At 58.3% G+C, this 17,604-nt stretch carries 16 protein-coding genes; 4 read left to right on the plus strand and 12 right to left on the minus strand.

The window, feature by feature from the left end; all coding sequences use genetic code 11:
* Positions 1-175: 175 nt before the first annotated feature.
* Positions 176-472 carry a hypothetical protein gene (locus HNR46_RS13065; RefSeq protein WP_184019513.1) on the plus strand — a complete coding sequence of 99 codons (297 nt, stop codon included), beginning with the start codon at positions 176-178 and terminating at the stop codon, positions 470-472.
* Between the two features lie 10 nt (positions 473-482).
* Here HNR46_RS13065 and HNR46_RS13070 read toward each other — a convergent pair whose 3' ends face one another.
* The 7 genes from HNR46_RS13070 to HNR46_RS13100 all read right to left on the minus strand — a co-directional run bounded on the left by HNR46_RS13070 (position 483) and on the right by HNR46_RS13100 (position 9,708).
* Positions 483-1,787: a glycosyltransferase family 4 protein gene (locus tag HNR46_RS13070; protein ID WP_184019515.1), complete on the minus strand. Its 1,305-nt coding sequence runs from the start codon at positions 1,785-1,787 to the stop codon at positions 483-485.
* Positions 1,788-1,876: 89 nt separating this feature from the next.
* The gene (locus HNR46_RS13075; protein ID WP_221285157.1) at positions 1,877-4,030 is read right to left on the minus strand and encodes a GH92 family glycosyl hydrolase; all 2,154 of its coding nucleotides are present in this window, start codon (positions 4,028-4,030) and stop codon (positions 1,877-1,879) included.
* 71 nt (positions 4,031-4,101) lie between these two features.
* Complete coding sequence (locus HNR46_RS13080) at positions 4,102-6,000, minus strand: vWA domain-containing protein (protein WP_184019519.1); 1,899 nt, start codon at positions 5,998-6,000, stop codon at positions 4,102-4,104.
* 22 nt (positions 6,001-6,022) lie between these two features.
* On the minus strand, positions 6,023-6,514 hold the full coding sequence (locus tag HNR46_RS13085) for a sigma-70 family RNA polymerase sigma factor (protein ID WP_184019521.1): 492 nt from the start codon (positions 6,512-6,514) through the stop codon (positions 6,023-6,025).
* Positions 6,515-6,624: 110 nt separating this feature from the next.
* Complete coding sequence (locus HNR46_RS13090) at positions 6,625-8,136, minus strand: LamG-like jellyroll fold domain-containing protein (RefSeq protein WP_184019523.1); 1,512 nt, start codon at positions 8,134-8,136, stop codon at positions 6,625-6,627.
* A complete protein-coding gene (locus HNR46_RS13095; RefSeq protein WP_184019525.1) occupies positions 8,133-8,681 on the minus strand; it encodes a sigma-70 family RNA polymerase sigma factor in 549 nt (182 codons plus the stop codon). The genes HNR46_RS13090 and HNR46_RS13095 overlap by 4 nt, the downstream gene beginning before the upstream one ends.
* Positions 8,682-8,799: 118 nt before the next feature.
* Positions 8,800-9,708: a cation diffusion facilitator family transporter gene (locus HNR46_RS13100; RefSeq protein ID WP_184019527.1), complete on the minus strand. Its 909-nt coding sequence runs from the start codon at positions 9,706-9,708 to the stop codon at positions 8,800-8,802.
* A gap of 83 nt (positions 9,709-9,791) precedes the next feature.
* Here HNR46_RS13100 and HNR46_RS13105 point away from each other — a divergent pair, with 83 nt between their 5' ends.
* Positions 9,792-10,160: a hypothetical protein gene (locus HNR46_RS13105; RefSeq protein ID WP_184019529.1), complete on the plus strand. Its 369-nt coding sequence runs from the start codon at positions 9,792-9,794 to the stop codon at positions 10,158-10,160.
* Positions 10,161-10,171: 11 nt separating this feature from the next.
* Here HNR46_RS13105 and HNR46_RS13110 read toward each other — a convergent pair whose 3' ends face one another.
* A complete protein-coding gene (locus tag HNR46_RS13110; protein WP_184019531.1) occupies positions 10,172-10,966 on the minus strand; it encodes an ABC transporter ATP-binding protein in 795 nt (264 codons plus the stop codon).
* A gap of 131 nt (positions 10,967-11,097) precedes the next feature.
* On the opposite strand from HNR46_RS13110, the gene HNR46_RS13115 reads away from it, so the two are divergent.
* On the plus strand, positions 11,098-11,541 hold the full coding sequence (locus HNR46_RS13115) for a hypothetical protein (RefSeq protein ID WP_184019533.1): 444 nt from the start codon (positions 11,098-11,100) through the stop codon (positions 11,539-11,541).
* Positions 11,542-11,573: 32 nt separating this feature from the next.
* On the opposite strand, the gene HNR46_RS13120 is transcribed toward HNR46_RS13115, so the two are convergent.
* The 3 genes from HNR46_RS13120 to HNR46_RS13130 form a co-directional block, all read right to left on the minus strand.
* Positions 11,574-14,186, minus strand: coding sequence for a protein kinase domain-containing protein (locus HNR46_RS13120; RefSeq protein ID WP_221285158.1), 2,613 nt, complete (start codon positions 14,184-14,186; stop codon positions 11,574-11,576).
* Between the two features lie 117 nt (positions 14,187-14,303).
* Positions 14,304-14,996 carry an RNA polymerase sigma factor gene (locus tag HNR46_RS13125; RefSeq protein WP_221285159.1) on the minus strand — a complete coding sequence of 231 codons (693 nt, stop codon included), beginning with the start codon at positions 14,994-14,996 and terminating at the stop codon, positions 14,304-14,306.
* A gap of 85 nt (positions 14,997-15,081) precedes the next feature.
* Positions 15,082-15,789, minus strand: coding sequence for a TlpA family protein disulfide reductase (locus HNR46_RS13130; RefSeq protein WP_184019539.1), 708 nt, complete (start codon positions 15,787-15,789; stop codon positions 15,082-15,084).
* 175 nt (positions 15,790-15,964) lie between these two features.
* On the opposite strand from HNR46_RS13130, the gene HNR46_RS13135 reads away from it, so the two are divergent.
* The gene (locus HNR46_RS13135; RefSeq protein ID WP_184019541.1) at positions 15,965-16,531 is read left to right on the plus strand and encodes a DUF4256 domain-containing protein; all 567 of its coding nucleotides are present in this window, start codon (positions 15,965-15,967) and stop codon (positions 16,529-16,531) included.
* Positions 16,532-16,648: 117 nt separating this feature from the next.
* Here the strand turns inward: HNR46_RS13135 and HNR46_RS13140 are convergent, their stop codons facing one another.
* Positions 16,649-17,437, minus strand: coding sequence for a PEP-CTERM sorting domain-containing protein (locus tag HNR46_RS13140; RefSeq protein WP_184019543.1), 789 nt, complete (start codon positions 17,435-17,437; stop codon positions 16,649-16,651).
* Between the last annotated feature and the right edge of the window lie 167 nt (positions 17,438-17,604).

Here is a 17,604-nt window from a genome sequence, read left to right on the forward strand (position 1 = left end):
TTCCCCCGCCGCTCCGCTCATCACGGACCCTGTTTCATCCACTCCATCCCAATCCCTTAGCCATTCCCATGCCGGGTGGTGGGGGTTTTCAGCCCTCTCTATCGGTCCGGTCCGGCTTTCTCACTTCGGTGGGCTCTCGAATCGTGCGAGGCTCCTGCATCCACCCCAAGGTCCCATGACAATTCAACTCCATCCCTCCTCAGCCAACGAGTGTTCTACCCTCACCGATGTGCTTTCAGCCCTTCGAAAAGAGGGACTCCGGCCTTCTCATGAGGCGAAGAACTGGGGGGATTGGATCCATTTCGAGGGGAGCCCAGCAGTGATCAGCATCGAATCGTTGCGCGGCCTGACGAGCTCCGCGACCCTCGAATGGGAAGATGAGGACGATGTGGACCTGACGCCCATCTATCGAGCTTTTGACTCCCTCGGCTGGGTTGGATGTGATGAGGAGGGAGAGTTCCCTTTGGTTTGAGAGAGGAAGGTCAAGCGGCAACCACCTCCCGGCGCACCGCTCGGCTCAGCAGGCTGGAGAGAATGGCCGCCCGGTCAAATTGGAGGGCGTGGTTTCGGCCTGCTTTCGAGAGAGCTGCGCGTTCGGCATCGGTCATCGCAGCGGCCCGGTCGAGGCAACGCACCAAGCCCTCGACGTCACCAGCCTCGTGCTCAAGGCAGTACCCGCCACTCGCTTCAGGAATGCCTCCCGTCCGGGTGGTGATGACAGGGCCCAACCCACCAGAGAGAAGCTTCTCAGCCACTGCGATCCCGAATGTTTCCACAAACTCCGTGCGCGGTTTGCTCGGAAGGCACCACGCGAAGCAACCGTGCATCAGTGCTCCTTTCTCGTCGTCGCTGACGTCGGTCATGACCCGAACATCGCCAAGCGCGGCCGCCTGCTCCTGAATTTCTGGCAGGGCCGGCCCGTTTCCACAGATGATCAACTCTTTGCTCCCACGAAGCTTGCAACGCTTCCACGCGTCTAAGAGATCATCGACTCCTTTCGCTGCAGCAATGCGTGAAAGGAACATCACGTAGCCATCCTTTTTGAGCTGACGCGAGGAAAGTATGGTTTCCACAGCTTCGGTCTGCTCATCGAGCGCGAGGTAAGCGGCGGTATCAATCGCCGGGTAGCTGATTCCCACCCGCCTTTCCAAACGACTTCCGAAATCGCTGCCCAACTGGGCATCCACGCGACGGCCCGCGTCCACGATAAGGTCTTTGGTGAACTGACTCACGGCCACGGGAAGGTCGTGTTCTAAGTAGTTCGACAAAAGCACCTGAGCGGCGCCAAGGCGACCTTCTGCAAGAGCATTCCCTACGACATTCGTGATATCGGAACCCACAGCCTCTCCCACGGTGAAAACCGAGGCCGATTTCCCCGACATCCGGAAGCTGTTGACCGCTTGCATCACCATGAGACCATGAGGCACCAAATACAGATCCATCATCATGGTCCTTCCGGGCAAGCGATGCAGCAGATCCGCAAGGTGTCCGCTGATTCCCAGTCCGAGCCGCCCATCGAGAACTTTGTAATCACCTAAAGGTTCGGGCCGATCCACCACAATGCCGTCGGAGTAGGGAGTCACCGTGGCCCGCGCCTTCAGCGGCAAACCACTGGATTCCAGGGTTTCGTACGGGTAGCTGACGATATGGACCTGTTCCAATCCCATGGCCAAAGCCGCTTCGGCGAGATTGCGAGCCTCGGTGGAATGGCCGCAAATGATCGGGTCCGCTCGGACGAGAAACACGGCGTTCCGAATGCGTTGCTGTCGCTGGTCATGGGAAGTCATGGCACGGGTAGATTCAGGCTGTTGGGAAGAAATCTTTCCCTCCCGGTCGCAACTTCCGTGCCAAGGCCGGTCCAGCGATCTCCGCAGGCCTACGGAGCAAAGTCCGGCGGCGGCAATCGACTGCCAAAGTCCGTAGGGGAATCGCTCATTTTCAGCCGCAAATGGCCGCCCTTCCGAAACTCTTCGAGCCGCAACCAAGCTCGATCCAACGGCTGCCCCTGCCAGAATGCCTCCTCAATGAAAACATTCTCAGGCCCATGGTGGAGGCACTCGATCACCAACTCTCCCTCCGGCAGATGCCATCGACTGAGAGGGAACAACGGACTCCCAATCAGCATCAGAGGCTGCCCGCAAACCGGAAATAGCCCTGTCGCACTCCACACAAACCAGGACGACAGCCCACCCGAATCATCATTGCCAGGGAGCCCGCCAGGACCGGTCGTGAATTGGCACTGCATCACCCGCCTCACTATGCGTGCGGTTCGGTCGTGCCGTCCGGCCCACAAGTAAGCGTACGGAGCTTCCATATCCGGCTCATTGTTGAGCCCTTCGAAACGGAACAACCGCTCCCCATGAGACGCTTCACTGAAGCCGAAAAACTTGTCGAGGAGGGCCGCAAACCGAGTTTTTCCACCTGCCAACTCGATCCGAGACTTCATTTCGTGCTGGAAACGGAACGAGTAGTTCCAATTTTCTCCCTCATAATAGGTGGAGTCCTCACGCAGCAATCCACTCACAGGATCAAAAGCATTCCGCCAATGGGGTGACAGCGCACTGGCCCGATCATGGATGACTTGGTGCCCCACCGCGCGAGCCATCCTCGCCATGCAAAAATGGGCATAGGAAATATCCAAGGTGTGGGACAGCGGATCGACCTGAAACTTCCGCCCATATTCACCGAACCGACTTCGCCGGCCACGGCCGCTTTGGCTCGTCCGCCACAGCAACGATAGTACCCGTTCCCAATCGGCCTCGATTCCGCGCAGGCGGGCATCTTCCAGAATGGCATGGCACAACCCGGTCGCTTGCTTGGTGAAGCGATCGGGAACATTGTCCATGAGATAACTGACCGGAAATCCACCTTCACGGACCGCCACCTCCACGAGGAATTCGACAAACGCCGCACCTTTCTCAGGCCACAGCGTCATCATCAAAGGAAGCTGGGTTTTGTAGAGGTCCCACAAGGTCGACAGGTCGAGGAAAAATGGCCCTGGCTTCCGGGTGAATGGATTCTCCCCCGAGAAGTCGGCAGGTTTCAGGCAAGAATGATAGAGAGCGCTGGCGAACATCTCCTGCTGTTCCGCACTTCCGCCCTCCACTTGGACTCTGGAAAGCACCGCCTCCCACGCTTCCGCGGCCTTTCGCACCACTTCCTCGAAATCGGATTCGGCCCCACAGGACCTCTGAGCATTCTCCGCCTCTTGGAGAGAAAACCCAAAGCTCAACTCCAACTCCGCACCCTCCCTTCCACGGAAGCCGAAGCCGAAAGTCGGACGAAACTTCTGCTTCTCAAGGGTGAGTTCGTAACTCGTTGCCGCCATTTCTTCGTCGTCCTCCCACAGAAAAGCTTCGGCCTTTCCTGCCTTCACATGGAAGTGCACCGGAATTCCTTCCATCACCACCACCCCTGACACGGCATTCCCGTCTGCCTTCAGTGTGGCACCCTGAGGATAAGTCCCCATTTCCTCGATAAGCAAACCTCCCGCCGAAACTTCCACCGCCACCGCCACTGGGGCTCCCTCGGGAAACCGGTAGCGGTGCTTCATCCCCTTTTCCATCGGCGTGACTTCAAATCCAACATTCACTCCGCACAAACGACCGGCATAGTAGCCAGGCCACGCCACTTCATCAGCCAAAGGTTGCCGCACCGTCCGCTCCTCCAATCCTGCTGGTCCCAATGGGGTCGTCAGCAGATAATTGTAGTACATCCGAATCCGCCCGGTGCCACTTTGCTGAAAATGGGCTAGCCCAAGTGCTTCATGGGCGCCGAAAGCCACCGGGGGAGAGCCCCCTGAAAGGGAAAGGCCATAGCGACCATATCCGGTCACGTAAGCTCCAGAGTAGGCACATGCCGAAACCATCCCAAATGGCAGCGTCGCACCGGGATGAGTATTCCCCACGGGAGGTTTGGCGCGCCACCAGGTGGCGGCGATTCCTTCAGGTTTCGGCAGGTCGGATTCCGCATTTCCCAAAAACGGATCTACCAACGCCACGTGGGGCAGGTCGGTGGGTTTCTCCATCATCTCCAATCGCTTCTCCAGCAGGACTCGGACCAAGACCCCTATCGCCCTCCCCTACCAAGAAGTCCATCCTGTCATCGACCCGATTCACCCAATCGTCGAATCAACTTCAGAAAGTCCTCTTGCTGCTCATCCGATTCCTGATTCGTCTCCCCTCCCACGAGGTCTTCGACCTGTTCCCAGGACCATTCATCAACCTCCGACATCCCCTGCAATTTCATCCCAAATGCCGCCACCGCAGCACCCAACCGAAAATCTCTTCCCGCATCTTCCCATGGGATGGGATCACCCACCCCGGTGGATTCCATCTGCCATCTCGAACTTCCCTCCGGAAGCTGATAGCCGACCTTCAGAGTGAACCACTCAGAGCTCTCCACGACTTCCCTTCGAGTGGCCGATTTCTGATACCGCAACTCTGCAGTGGCGTCGGGCCCTTCACCCTTTACCGGCACCCATTCGTAGAAAACGGTGACCGAGTCCCCCGCAACCAGATTTCCCATCCTCGCCCCCTCTTCGAAGGCATCATCATGCCGCAGAGTCCGATTGAGCCCCCCGATCAGCCGATAGGATTCCACCTTCGCCGGATTGAACTCCAGCTGTGTCGTCACCTCCTTGGCAAGGGGCACCTCGACTTCACTCAGCTTTTGGAGGAAGATCGCCTCCGCCTCGCGTTCATCCTTCACAGCATGGTACTGCCCATCTTCGACAAGAGCCACCGCGTCTGACATGGCATCGTCAAGCAGATGGGACCCAAAGGTCAAAACCGTGAGGTCGACCTTTTCGTCGGGATGTCTTTTGATGGCTTCCACCCAAGCTCCCAACGGGGATTCACTGGCGTCCGAATCGACGCTGGTCGCTAGAACCACTCGAGTCACACCCCCATCTACCGAAGACTCCCGCGCCATCCGATAGGCCCGCGCAAGCGCCTCCTCTTCACTCCCCGCCCCCCCCCTACCTGCTCCTAATGAAGCCAAGGCGCCCACTGCCTTCGCTTTCCCATCCGAGTCCAAGCGAGTCGATTCCAAGCTCACCTCCTCTCGCCCCGCATCCATCACGATCCCCATCCGATCGCGATCATCGAGAGCTCCGATCAATTTCTCCATCGAAGTTTTCAGCCATGCCCACGAAGGCATCCCCTGATTCCAACCCGAAACATCGACCAAAAACACCCAGTTCGAAGGAGGTCGCTTCACGTTGACGACGTCCTTCCCCCGGAGCGACACCCGAAGCAACCGATGTTCCGGATCCCAAGGACAGGTCGCCAATTGGGTCGACAGCGCCATCACCTGTCCATCTTTCGGCTCCGGATCTCCGTATTGGAAAGCGTTGATGCATGACTCGATGCGAACCATTTCAGGGCGAACCGGCCGCCCCTCGAAAATCGCCTGGCGGATGACGGAGTAAGAGCCCGTTTCCACGTTCACGGGAAATGATGAAAGAGGATGTTCCCAGGGCGTCCGCCAGGACCCATCGCTGCTTCGTCCGAGATCGGAACCCGGAGCCTCGCGAGGCCCGGACATCTTTTGCATCATCGGTGCGGATCCCATTTCCAGCCCTTGCGTGCTCCTCATCAGATCCTGAGACTGCGTGGAACGCAGTGCCATCTCTGGTGCAGGCAACCTCCTTTCTGCCTCGATCTCTGGAGGCCGAGCAGCGGACGCGCTTTGCGGCTGCAATGGGGCGGCGGCGCTCGACGGGGTGCGTGCCGATCCATCGCCAGCACCAGGGTGCGCTTCCCACGCCAATCCCTGACCGTCCGGTACCCGGCGATGCGCGGTGAGCAGATTGACCACCAACATCACGGCCGCTGCTGCTGCCACCGCGCCCCCGAATCGCCAGATCCACCGGCGAGGCGAACTCACCCCATCCCCATCGAGAGCTTTCTCGATGGAAGCCAGCAGGGCGTCATCCACCGCGCGTCCCTTCGACTGCTCTTTCAGGAGAGCATCCATCAGATCATCTTCGTGTTTCATGGTTTCGATGGGTCCAGGAATTTCAGGCCAGCCGGGAAAGGCATTCACGCAGTGCCTCCCTCGCTCGTTCGAGACGTTTGCGCAGCGCGGCCGCCGAGGTAGAGAGCAAGGCCGCCGCCTCTTCCGAACTCCTACCTTCATCGTAGGTCAATCTCACCGCATCAGCCATCGGGCTCGGCAGCTTCCCCCGGCATTCTTCCAATCTATCAAACAATTCTCCATCTCCTGACACCGACCGGAACGGGGCCTCAAGCCGCTCCAAAGTCTCCTCATCCAGCGCCACTTCCCGGGCATGCCGACGGCAATACTCCCGCCATTTGTTGCGAATGATCCCGCGCATCCATATCCCGAAATCCCTCGTCGCATCAAAGCGACCGAGGCTTTGCCATGCTGCCACACAGGCATCTTGCACCAAATCTCTGGCTGCCGCGTCGGACTTCACCAATGCCGTGGCATAGGCCAGCAGTCCTCGATGATGACCGCGAATCAGTTCAGAAAATCGAGCACGATCCATGGGTGGGGAGAATGCAATAACGGAAGCGGCTTGCATGGCTTTTCAAGCGCCATTGACGCCGTGCTCCAAGATTGTGACATGAAAATCCCGCCACCTTGAAGTTTTCGATCCTATTCCCCTGAAAGTTGTCGAATGCGCGCATCATCGAGGGCGGCCTCGAAAATGAAAAGTTCGTCCATCCGGCCCTTGAATCCGTTGTCAAAGCCAGGACGCGCCACCGATCCAATCAATAAGGGAGAGGCCAGTTCTCCCTCAAAATCCGGAGTCCAGCCTGCAAAGGGCTCCCGCAGAACACTGGATGCCAAATCCTCCCGTTTCCCATCCACATAAAGTGTCGTGATCGCCTCACCCGGCCTCACTTCACCACCCCGGAACACCACCGCCACATGGTGCCAATTCCCATCCGCCAAAGTCTGACTGCCCACGTAGAAGACATTGTTGAATGCGAAGCACAATCGAACCGGCTCCCCTGGTCCCTCCGACGATAGCAACAACTCGCACATGGTCGATGCCGAGCGCTTTTGTCGCCCCCAAGTGATCAGCGATCGAAAGCGTCGAAAATCCGCACGTGGATCCGGCTTCACCCACAAGGCAATGGTTCGCGGAGCATCGCCTCGGACCCCCATCCAGTTGGTCCGCACCGGCGTCGCCTTCCCAGGAAACTCAAATCCGTCCCCTTCCCACCCGGCGACCAAGCTCCCTCCTCGCGGATCGATCTCCAACTTCATCTCGTCCGCTACAGGATGTGTCCCTCTGGCGATCAGTTCACCTGCTTTCCCGGCCTCAAATGGAATCCACACATACGGGAGGTCCTCCGGTAGGGACTTCAGAAATTTCCCAGGTTCCAAGGGGACTCTCCCGAACTCTCCTTGCTCGGACACCTCAAATGCCTCGCCCGCCCGAATCACCCGAGTTTCCTGGACCCCTCTCTGTGCCGAAGCACTCACCCGTCCCTCAAAGACGTGGACTTGGGGCAACGCATCTCCATCCGTCGTGAGCCCGAATTCCGTACCCAAATCCACTACCTCCACCCTCGGGGAAACCACCTTGAATCCCCGCGCTTTTTCCTCCACACGAAATCTCGCCGTGCCTCTCGACATCAACAGTTCCAGAGGACCTTTTAGCGTGAACTCAGCAGGCCCCAGCACCATTCCGGAAACGCCCGCTCCAAACTCCAGCTTCATGCTTCCTTGGCGGATCTTGACCCTCGTTCCCGGCTCCAGGCGCGGATGCGAGGGATCCCCTCCCACCACGGCAAAATCCGTGTTAGGGGCCACCTCATAACTCAACATCGGCGGATTCGCATGAGTCCAAATCAAGCGCATCCCTCCCGCCAACAGCAACAGCACCGCCGCGGCAGCGAGCCAGGAAGACCGCAAAATCTTCGATCTCTGCCGTTGCAAGATCTCTTCTACCGTCGCCGGTCTTGGACGCGCCTCCCCAGACCCACCACCTGCACCCAACTCGGAGCTTAAGCGCTGATGCAAAAGAAACGACTTCCGAAATAGCGCCCTTCGTTCGCGAGAGCCGCGCAGTGCCGCCTCCAGCAAGGCAATTTCCTCACGACTGGCCTCCCCTTCGATCGCGGCCTGCACCAGAAGCTCGAATTCTCGTCCGTTCATCCCAGTGGGAAGCTTGGGTTCATGCCTCGCTCGACACAGCGTCTCAATGCGATCCTCAGCCGAAAAAGCACTCCCCGCACCGCCGCGGAACTCTTACCTGTCGACTCCGCAAATTGTTCCACGGCGCCATGCTTGCGGTAACGCATCAGGAGCAAAGCGCGGTCCTCCTCCGTCAGCCTCTCGAGGCATTCCCGCAACGCAGGCATGCCTTCCGCCAGCAACGGATCCTCCTCCTCAAATTCATCCGCGAGCGTCTCAATCAGTTCATGCCCAAAAGCCACCTTGCCTTCCCGGATCGCTTTCGTCCGCGACCGCATCGCCACATACCTCGCAAACGCATACGCCCAAGCCCGAAAATTCGTCCCCAGTTCAAATTCCTCACGTTTTTCCCAAAGCAATAGGTTCACCTCCTGCAAGACATCATCCCGAACATCCCGATTGGGAACGAGGTGACAGATAAAAACCAGCAGCGCATCCTGATGCTGGAGCAAAAGGCGCACAAACTCTCCCTGATCGGAGGCTTCTGGTGAATGGGGTCGGGCCATCAATTCGTTATCCCGAGAACAAGGGCTGATGGAAGATCTCAAAAAGATCCAAAACGTTCGGATTTTTCCCTTTTCCCATGCAATCCCAAGAATGGGTGGCCGCACCTAGCGGCTGAAATCACCTCACCTCCCAGTCCTCTTCGTGATGCTCCGCTGAGCGGGGCTCCAAATGAGTGATCACCCGGCCATCGGGTTCCAAGGTCGCAGCAACTTCCGCTTCAATCGCCGTGGCAATCTCATGCGCCCTCGCCACCGACATTTCATCGGGAAAAACGAGGTGGAATTCGACCCAATGGGTCCGGCCCGAGTGACGATGCCGAAGGTTATGATAGGAAAGCCCGTCTTTCTCGCAACCCGCATCGAGCAACTCTCGCAATTGCTTCTCCACCTCCAGGTCCGCCTCGTCCATCAGTCCAGCAAAGCTCTCTCGAAGAAGCTTCATCCCGGTCCACAAAAGCTTGCCCGCGGCCAGCAAAGCGAAAATCGGATCCCATCCCGGCCACTGGGTCAATAACACCAAAACCAGTGCCACCAGCACCGCCACACTTGTCCAGACATCTGAGAGGACGTGCTCGCCGTTTGCCCGGATCAACTTGGATTTCCGACGATTCCCGACTCGGATCAAGGTGAGTCCCAAGATGCCGTTGACCAACGCCGCCCCCCCCGTCAACGCCATGCCGATGCCCAACGATTCCAGGGCAACCCCGGCGACAAACTGCCTCAAAGCCTCGTAGCCGATCAGCAACGCCGCCGCAGAAATCATCGCCCCCTCCAAGCCTGAGGAAATGAAGGCCACCTTATCATGACCAAAGTGGTGGGTATCGTCCGAGGGCTTGTGGGAAAATCGGAGGGCCCATGCCGCAAAGCCCACGGCCAAAACGTGCGCCACCGATTCGGCGGCATCGGAGTAAATTGCGGACGATCCAGTCATCACCGCCGCCACCACCTTGAGCACCAGCAAAACGATGGCGATCCCCAGGGACCAGTTCATCACACGGGTTTGGTCATCACTCGGTGCTTGGCTCATCGGAGGCGCGACCATTCACCGTCTCGCAATCGTGCGCAACCATCGATCTCTTGCGAGGACCTCGATTCATGCGAGTTTGATCCATGCGCCCCAACCCTGAGACCCCCGAAGACGAAGCTCGCATTTTCGAAATCCTCAAAATCCGTCTTCAGGAAGCAGAAACAGAGACGAGGTCGGCACTCAAGGCCACGGATCCGGATCACGTCCTCGCAGAACCGGCTCGAAAGCTCCTCGAAATCCACGGAGAGATTCGCTCAAGTCTCCTCGAAAGATTCACGCCCTCTTCCATCCCGGGCCCCACTCGGACAGAAGAAGACGCATCGGTCATCGCGGAATCCGTTCAGATCGAACGAGAACACCATGTGCCCAGCTCGGATTTCATGGATGTCGTGAAAGCCTTGTTCATGTGGCGCGACGATCCGGTCGAGCGAGTTCGCCAAAAATCTGCCTGATCGGGTCGCCTTCAGCATGGGCGAACTTCGCACCATCCTCCTGCCCAACGCGCCTTCAATGGCAGGCCATAGAGATCGGTCAACCGGTCCGTGGTCATGACCTTCCGCTTGGGTCCGTCGTCGACAACCTGACCGTTCTTGAGAGTCACGACCCGTTCCATTTCCGGTGGGATCTCACCCGGGTGGTGCGTCACCAGCACCACCGTCGTCCCTTGGAGAATCAAATCCCTCAGGAGCCGGGTCAGCTCAGTCGAAGCGGCGAAATCCAGTGCTGTTGATGGCTCATCGAGGACCAACACCTCCGGCTCATGTGCAAGCGCCCTGGCGATAAGGAATCGTCGTCGCTCGCCCGATGAGAGAGCCGAGAATTCACGATTCACCAACTCAGCCACCTCCATCCGATCCACCGCCCGCGAAGCTCGGATGCGCTCCGCCCGCGAGAACCGCATGAATGCCGTTCGACCGTAGGCGCCACGAAAACCCGAGAGCACCACGTCAAAGGCCAGCTCTTCGGGATCAAAGCGCGCCACTTCTTCTGGCATGACCACGCCAATCCGATGGCGCAGTTCCTCGATACTCCATAAATCCTCCCCAAACAGCCAGCACCCCGAGCCATCCCGCACCTCCGACCTCAGCTCCCCGGTCAAGAGCTTGAGCAGAGTGCTCTTTCCCGAGCCGTTGGGCCCAAGAATCGCCACACTCTCACCAGTTCGCAGCGTCAGATTCACCTCACGCAAGGCCGGCACCTCCGCCTCCAAACCCCGCCACACATTCACCTGCTGCAGATTCAAGAACTCTTCGCCCATCGCGGAAGGCATCCATGCGCTGAAATCGTGCGATTCCCAGCGGAAACTTTTCGCGCAGCTTTCCCAGTGACGAATGGTTCAGGGTTGGATAGAGTCGCGCCCGCCATCCGGGTGCCTCGCCGTCTCCGACCATGAAATTCCTGCTGCCACTTTTCCTATCATTCGCTCCGCTCCTCGCCGCCGAGGCTCGGACCTTCATGATGGAAGCAGCTTCCGAAAACGAGCTTCCTCTAGGAATTGAGGTCGATCTTACCTCTCCCGCGGGTCGCAAGATCAACGTGGCCGTTTCGATCCTTACTGGCGTCGAGTGCGAGGCGGGTGAAGACCTGAGCCTGGAAGGGATCCTGGAAATTTGGTCTGAGGGAGAACTGGTCGCTGAAGTCCCGGTCGCTCGCTATGACGAATGGGGGGTCTCAACCTTCCAGTTCCGCCTTTCTCGTGCCCAGTTGGCGGGTGCTGAGTTTCATCTTTCCAACATCTACCTCGAAGAAGGCGGCGAGTTCTCCGATGTCGAAATCGTCCGGATTCAGTTGGCCGGATTCCCGATCCGATCCTCGACAAGAGATCCCCGGTAAAGGCTTTCCAACGGAAACCAGCACGATCCCTTTCAGGGCGAATCGGGATCGATTGCCCCCTCCTCCTCGGGCGCCCTCATGCCTGATTTTTCAACATCTGACTCTTCCATCACCGCCTGCAAAGCAGCGATCACGGACTTCAGTGGCTGCAACTGCGGATGAGCTTCGCCCAAACCTTTTTCCCGCAGCGCTTTCAACTCACTGCGCCGCATGGCGAGACGCTCCGCGGCCAGCTTCCGACATCGGGCATTCGGAAAATCCGGATATTGCTTCTGGCACTTCGCCAACATCACGGCAGCCATTTTCCTCTGGGGATGAGCTTCTCCAAGACCTGTTCCAGCCAGATAGGCCGACTCCTCCACACGGTCGAGAAACTCGTTCGCTTGAATGGTCGGACCTTCGTCGGGACCTTCCTCCCATCGCTTTCGGTCGGCCGCCGCAAGGAATTCGTTCCAATAGGCCCAATGCGCATCCAAGCTCTCCTCTTCAGTCGAAGTTCTCAGCAGACAATTCCTCCAACCTTCTCCAGTTCTCACAAAAAACATCACCACACAGGTCCCCACTCCTTCGGGACCGCCCGTGCATCGCACCAGCCCCCAACTGTCCGCCACCGCAGAGTTCGCGACCTCGAAATCAAAGGCCTTCTTCCCGGCACTTTCGCGAAATCTCTCTCGCAACTCCCGTGCGACCTCACGGAGGCGCCTCGGCCAATCCTCGACAGTATCCCCGGCCAGTGCCGTCAGCGTAGCCTCGTTGCCATCGCGAATGGCAACAATCAGATCCATCGCCGCCTGCTCCAGCTGAACCTGATCCGCCGTGCGTTCGAGCGCCTCCGTCTTTTCGAGGCGGTGGTCCGATTCCTCGGTCGAGGCCACTTTCTCGTCAGGCACCCCTCCACCGACGTCCTCCGCGTGATCTTGCGACCTCCTCTCTTGCTCCGCTGACCATTCCCGCTCCTCTCTGGCGGCATCCAAAATCTGTTGAGTGGCACCATTTCCCTGCCCCACCAAAGTAAGCTTTTGAGCCCACCTTTCGGCTTCCGCGTATCGCTTTTGCTGCCAGTAGAGCCTAGCCAATCCTGCCCAGGCAGCCGTCGCATTCCTTTCGGCAGCTTTTAACAGCTCCTTTTCCGCAGCTTCCCATTCCCCCCGCGCCAAGTGAATTTGGCCCAATCCATTCCACGCACCCGGATGGTGAGGATTGAGTTCAATCGCCCGCTGGAAAGCGCGCTCACCCGACTCCCCGTCGCCCGCATTGAAGCTCGCCCAGCCCAACCCGTTCCAAGTTTCCGCCACTTCCGAATTCCTCTGGAGCGACTTCGTAAACTTCTCCCGAGCCTCGTCAAACCGTCCCTGATTCCACAAAGACCACCCTTCCCGGCTCAAGGCCTGCGCATGCCAATGGGCCACCTCATGGCCCTGAAGAATCAAGACCAACCCTGCTGCCAACGCACCCGTAATGGCGGAACGTGTGCCCATTGAAGGCGTCGCTCCGGTCCTCACCGGTCCCCGTGACATCACGTGACACACCCCGATCACCGCCGCCAGCCAGCCGAGCCCCACTGCCAACATCGGCAGTTCCCATGCTTTCGCCACCTTCAGAACCCCCACGCTCAAAACAATCAAAGCCGCCAAAAAGGGCCACGCCCAAGCATGCGCGAAGTTCAACGTCCATCCCCAACCCGGCTTCCATTTAGGAACGACCAGGCGGGGGTCCTTCCGACAAAAATAAATCCCCATCCCCAGCTTCCAATGCTTCCGATCTGCGGAAAGCTCATGGAGTTGGCTTACGTCCAACCATTCCGCCTCTCCGGCCGCAGGTGTCGTCGCCGTCGCCGCCAACGTTTCCACCACAGTGCGGAACTCACCAGCCGTCTGATAGCGCCGCTCAGGCTCCGATGCCAGCGCCCGGAGGACCATCTCGTCAATCTTCACATCGAGCTGCACCTTGCGTGAAGGAGCCACCCACTCCGATGTCGGCCGCTCCCCTGTCAGCATCTCATAAAGCACCACTCCCAGCGCGTAGATGTCTGCACGGCGGTCGACCCGTCCCCTCTCCTGCTCGGGCGCCATGTATGGCGGAGTCCCCGAAGCCTCTCCACCCGATCCCGCAATCGAAGCGATCCCAAAATCGGCAATTTTGACCCTCCCCTCACGATCCAACAACAAATTCTCCGGTTTGATATCCCGGTGAACCACCCCTTTTCCATGGGCATACTCCAGCGCATCGCAGATCGGCGGCACGATCGCCAATGCCTGCTCAGAAGCCATCCGCCCCTCGCGCAACAAATCACGCAGATTCACCCCATCGACGAACTCCATCACCAAATAATAGAGACCATCCACCTCACCGAAATCGTGCACCGTCACAATATTCGGATGACTCATCTGGGCGAGAATCTTGGCTTCCGCCTCGAATCGCGTCGCGAATCCGGGGTCTCCTTGCCATTCGCCCGCGAGGACCTTGATCGCAACCACTCGATCCAGGGCTTTCTGCCGCGCCTTGTAGACCACCCCCATGCCCCCCCGACCGAGATACTCAAGCAATTCAAATTGAGGGAAATGCGCCCGCATCTCTTCCGGTGACCATGGAGCTTCCTGCACCGATCGTTCGCCCTCAGGCATCGTCTGCGATTCAAAATTCATGGCCATCAGGCAACGCGGGCACAATCCCCCAGGGCTCTCGTCCGAAAATGCACCACCGCAGCGTCCGCAGGATTTCATCTCATTCATGCCGGGGGATTCGCGATTCGCAGATGCTTGTTACGCCAGCGCAGACATCAATGTCCGCATTTCTTCATCGATGTCGGCATCCTTGGCCACCGTCCGGGCCACTTCCTCTCGAATCGCGGCTCGATAGCTCTTGCGCAAACGATGAACAGCCACTCGCGCCGCGCCTTCGCTGCGACCCAGTTGCTGGGCGACCCAGGCATAATCCGTCTCCCCTCTCCCCGCGGTCAGGGCCTCCTTCAGGATATCAAAATCTCGCTCGGTTTTGAGCCGACGTAGCGCCGCGTCCAAGAGAGTCAGCGCCCATCGCCGATCAAACAGCGCATCGGGGGAACCGTCTCGTCCCTCCAGAGGGATCCTCTCAGCCAGAGCTTCGTCCCAAGGAAGCCACTCAGAGTGACCACCACGCTTGGCGGCGTGATCTCGCCGCCACTCACTTACCATGTAACGCTTCAGCGCCGTCACTAGAAACGTCCGGAAACTTCCCTTGCTTCGATCTGCCTGAGCGATGCCCCCCCTTTCCAGCATGCGCGCAAAAAATCCCTGAGTCAGATCCTTCGCAGTCTCCACGTCATGACCTGCATGCCGAGCTACCGCATAAACCGGCTGCCAATACTGCCGACACAAAGCATCCAGAGATTCCTCAGCCTCCCTGGCCGCGCCGGCCACCAATGACCAGCGCGTTGTCAAAAACAAGGGCTCTCGCTTTTCTCCTGCCATCTCCATCGTCCTATCACCCCTGCAATTCGCGAAAAGCAGAGAGTCGTTACGACAGAAATCCCCGTTCAAGGGCCCAAGCCCCTTCACTCAATCACTCGACATCCGCTGCCTCGCGAATGGCCTCCCGATCGGCTTCCACCAGCTGGTCGAGATCATAAGGAACTTCACGTCCATTCATCCGGAAAATGACTTTCTCTTCCTCAACGCGAACGACTTCCGCGCGAATCGTTTTGCCCTCGAGATTCGTCCACTCGCGAGTCGCCATCAGAGGTGCTCCTTCGACTTCATCTTCCTCTTCGGCAACCAAGGTCGATTCACCCACGTCCTTAAGTCCCTTCTTGATCGTCCGGAGGAACTCATCATCGTGGGGATTTCCCGCCCACAAAAGTTGACCATCCACACCGAAGATTTGGGCGTGGGGAATATAACCCTCATTCACCGGGGTCGCGCCCCCGGCAACGACCGGATATTTGACCTTCGACTTATCAAGGATCTTGTTGATCGCATCCTTCTGGCTCTGCTGCACCTCCATCCCGATCACCGCGAGCCCCTTTTTTTCGTAACGTTTGGCAATCTTCGCCAGTTCCGGCAGAAAGGCCAAACAAGGACCACACTGGGTTCCCCACTTCTCGACCACCACCACTTTCCCCTCGAGATCGGACTTCTCAAACTTCACCCCGTTGACCAACTCACCAAAGTTGACTTGTGATAGGCTGCCCTGCGGGGTTGCCTCATCTTCGGCAAAAAGAATCCCTACACCTGCGGCGGCCGACAAAATGGAAATGAGAAAGGTTTTCATGATCGAAATGCGTCAAATTGAAACCGATGTCCTCATACGCTTTTCCATTCCGGAATCCTACGGAAATCTTCGAAAGCACCGGTTGCGTCGCCGATCACAGTCGCTCCTCACCCAAACTCCAAGGATTCGCTTGTCATCCCCGGGTTTCTCCGAGTTGTCTGGCTACCGCTCGATCATGAAAGCCCCCAAGAAGGAACTCGCCCAGGCCGACCGCGACGCACTCTTCGAAATCCTGGAGACCCGCTTTGAAAAGAATCCTCACCGCCATCCCGGCATCGCCTGGGAAGAGGTAAAGGCCCATCTTCTCAAAAACCCGGGCAAGCTTCGATCACTCCTCGAAATGGAATCCACCGGTGGGGAACCTGATGTGGTCGAATGGAATGCCGGCGCAGGAACCTGCACATTTTTCGACTGTTCTCCCGAAAGTCCCAAAGGCCGAACCAGTCTTTGCTACGACAAGGAGGCTCTCGCCGCGAGAAAACAACACAAGCCGCGGGACAGCGCCATGAACCTCGCGGAATCCATGGGGGTCGAGCTGCTCAACGAAGCCCAATATCGTCACCTCCAGAAACTCGGTCCAGTCGATCGCAAGACCTCCAGTTGGATAAAAACCCCGGACGACATTCGGGAACTCGATGGTGCCTTATTCGGCGATCACCGATTTGGACACACCTTTGTTTATCACAACGGTGCCCAATCCTACTATGCCGCCCGGGGTTTCCGCGCTTCACTGACAATCTGATTCACCGGCCCCGGGGTGGACCGGAAAAGCGAGGGGGAGGCCGGTGGCGACCTCCCCAAAAGGTCGCCACCGGCGTTGCCATTCCCAACTCGCTGAGAAAGGGGTTATCGAAAAAACTTAAGCCCGCCGGCGGCGCAGGAATCCCAACGCGCCAAGGGCCGCAAACAGCGTGGTGGCCGGCTCCGGCACCATCGTTCCGCTCACACCGAAGATAGCGGTGGAGACCGTCGCACCACCGGTGGAACTCATGCTGAAGGCCAGCGACTCCACATCCAAATCCTGATACGCCTCTGGAATCTCCAGCTCATACGAGTAGATGAAAGGCCGAATGTCGGTATCACCACCGCTGTAGTAATATCCTCCGTTCGAAGTGTTCACAAAGATGCTGCGGGAAGAACTCTGAGGCGCCCACGCCACTTCCGCATTCATCGCGGCAGCACCTTCAGCGGTCGTGTACCAATCCGGGGATTGGAAATCGAGCACCAGCGTCGACGTGTCGGAGAAGGTGATCGTCACCGTTCCCATGGCCGATCCCTGCGCCGAAGAGGTGAGCAGATACAGCGAGGAATAGGCGGCTGGGCTGCTCACTGTGAGCGTACCCGATCCTCCGAGCCCCATTTGGAGCGCATTCAATTCATTGAACTCGCCCAACAACGAAAAATCGATGGTGGAGTCGGAAACGCTCGTGAAGCTCTGAGGAACTCCTGGGTTTCCGACCTCACCACCAAAGCCGACAGTGTCGGCAATGTAGGTATAACTGTTCGGGAAATCGAACGCCGTTGCGGCGGAATCACCACCTTCCCAGATCAAATCGGCGTTGGCGCCGGTTGTTGCAATCGAGGAGGCAGCCTGGACATGGAGAGCCAGGATGGACAATGCGCCGAGGGACAATGCGATCGAATTCATTCGTTCAGTTTACCTTGGATTAGCCGCCCCCTGCATCGGATAGGTTTTGGGTTGATCGAGGCGGCTGATCGGGAATCTACCCGACTCCACCGCGATATGGCGATGCGGGCGTATTCCCGGAATCGGCGAATGCATTCCCCGTTTCTCCGGGGAGCTCCCAGCCTCGA

This window comes from Haloferula luteola, assembly GCF_014201715.1.
In the GTDB taxonomy this organism is placed as follows: Bacteria; Verrucomicrobiota; Verrucomicrobiia; order Verrucomicrobiales; family Akkermansiaceae; genus Haloferula; species Haloferula luteola.

Bases quoted from the DNA above. Each gene is read 5' to 3' on its own strand.
- HNR46_RS13110 (WP_184019531.1), bottom strand. From the start codon at position 10,966: ATGGGCGAAGAGTTCTTGAATCTGCAGCAGGTGAATGTGTGGCGGGGT.
- HNR46_RS13115 (WP_184019533.1), top strand. From the start codon at position 11,098: ATGAAATTCCTGCTGCCACTTTTCCTATCATTCGCTCCGCTCCTCGCC.
- HNR46_RS13075 (WP_221285157.1), bottom strand. From the start codon at position 4,030: ATGATGGAGAAACCCACCGACCTGCCCCACGTGGCGTTGGTAGATCCG.
- HNR46_RS13095 (WP_184019525.1), bottom strand. From the start codon at position 8,681: ATGGCCCGACCCCATTCACCAGAAGCCTCCGATCAGGGAGAGTTTGTG.
- HNR46_RS13080 (WP_184019519.1), bottom strand. From the start codon at position 6,000: ATGAAACACGAAGATGATCTGATGGATGCTCTCCTGAAAGAGCAGTCG.
- HNR46_RS13135 (WP_184019541.1), top strand. From the start codon at position 15,965: ATGAAAGCCCCCAAGAAGGAACTCGCCCAGGCCGACCGCGACGCACTC.
- HNR46_RS13070 (WP_184019515.1), bottom strand. From the start codon at position 1,787: ATGACTTCCCATGACCAGCGACAGCAACGCATTCGGAACGCCGTGTTT.
- HNR46_RS13100 (WP_184019527.1), bottom strand. From the start codon at position 9,708: ATGAGCCAAGCACCGAGTGATGACCAAACCCGTGTGATGAACTGGTCC.
- HNR46_RS13120 (WP_221285158.1), bottom strand. From the start codon at position 14,186: ATGAATTTTGAATCGCAGACGATGCCTGAGGGCGAACGATCGGTGCAG.
- HNR46_RS13130 (WP_184019539.1), bottom strand. From the start codon at position 15,789: ATGAAAACCTTTCTCATTTCCATTTTGTCGGCCGCCGCAGGTGTAGGG.
- HNR46_RS13090 (WP_184019523.1), bottom strand. From the start codon at position 8,136: ATGAACGGACGAGAATTCGAGCTTCTGGTGCAGGCCGCGATCGAAGGG.
- HNR46_RS13105 (WP_184019529.1), top strand. From the start codon at position 9,792: ATGCGCCCCAACCCTGAGACCCCCGAAGACGAAGCTCGCATTTTCGAA.
- HNR46_RS13125 (WP_221285159.1), bottom strand. From the start codon at position 14,996: ATGGAGATGGCAGGAGAAAAGCGAGAGCCCTTGTTTTTGACAACGCGC.
- HNR46_RS13140 (WP_184019543.1), bottom strand. From the start codon at position 17,437: ATGAATTCGATCGCATTGTCCCTCGGCGCATTGTCCATCCTGGCTCTC.
- HNR46_RS13085 (WP_184019521.1), bottom strand. From the start codon at position 6,514: ATGGATCGTGCTCGATTTTCTGAACTGATTCGCGGTCATCATCGAGGA.
- HNR46_RS13065 (WP_184019513.1), top strand. From the start codon at position 176: ATGACAATTCAACTCCATCCCTCCTCAGCCAACGAGTGTTCTACCCTC.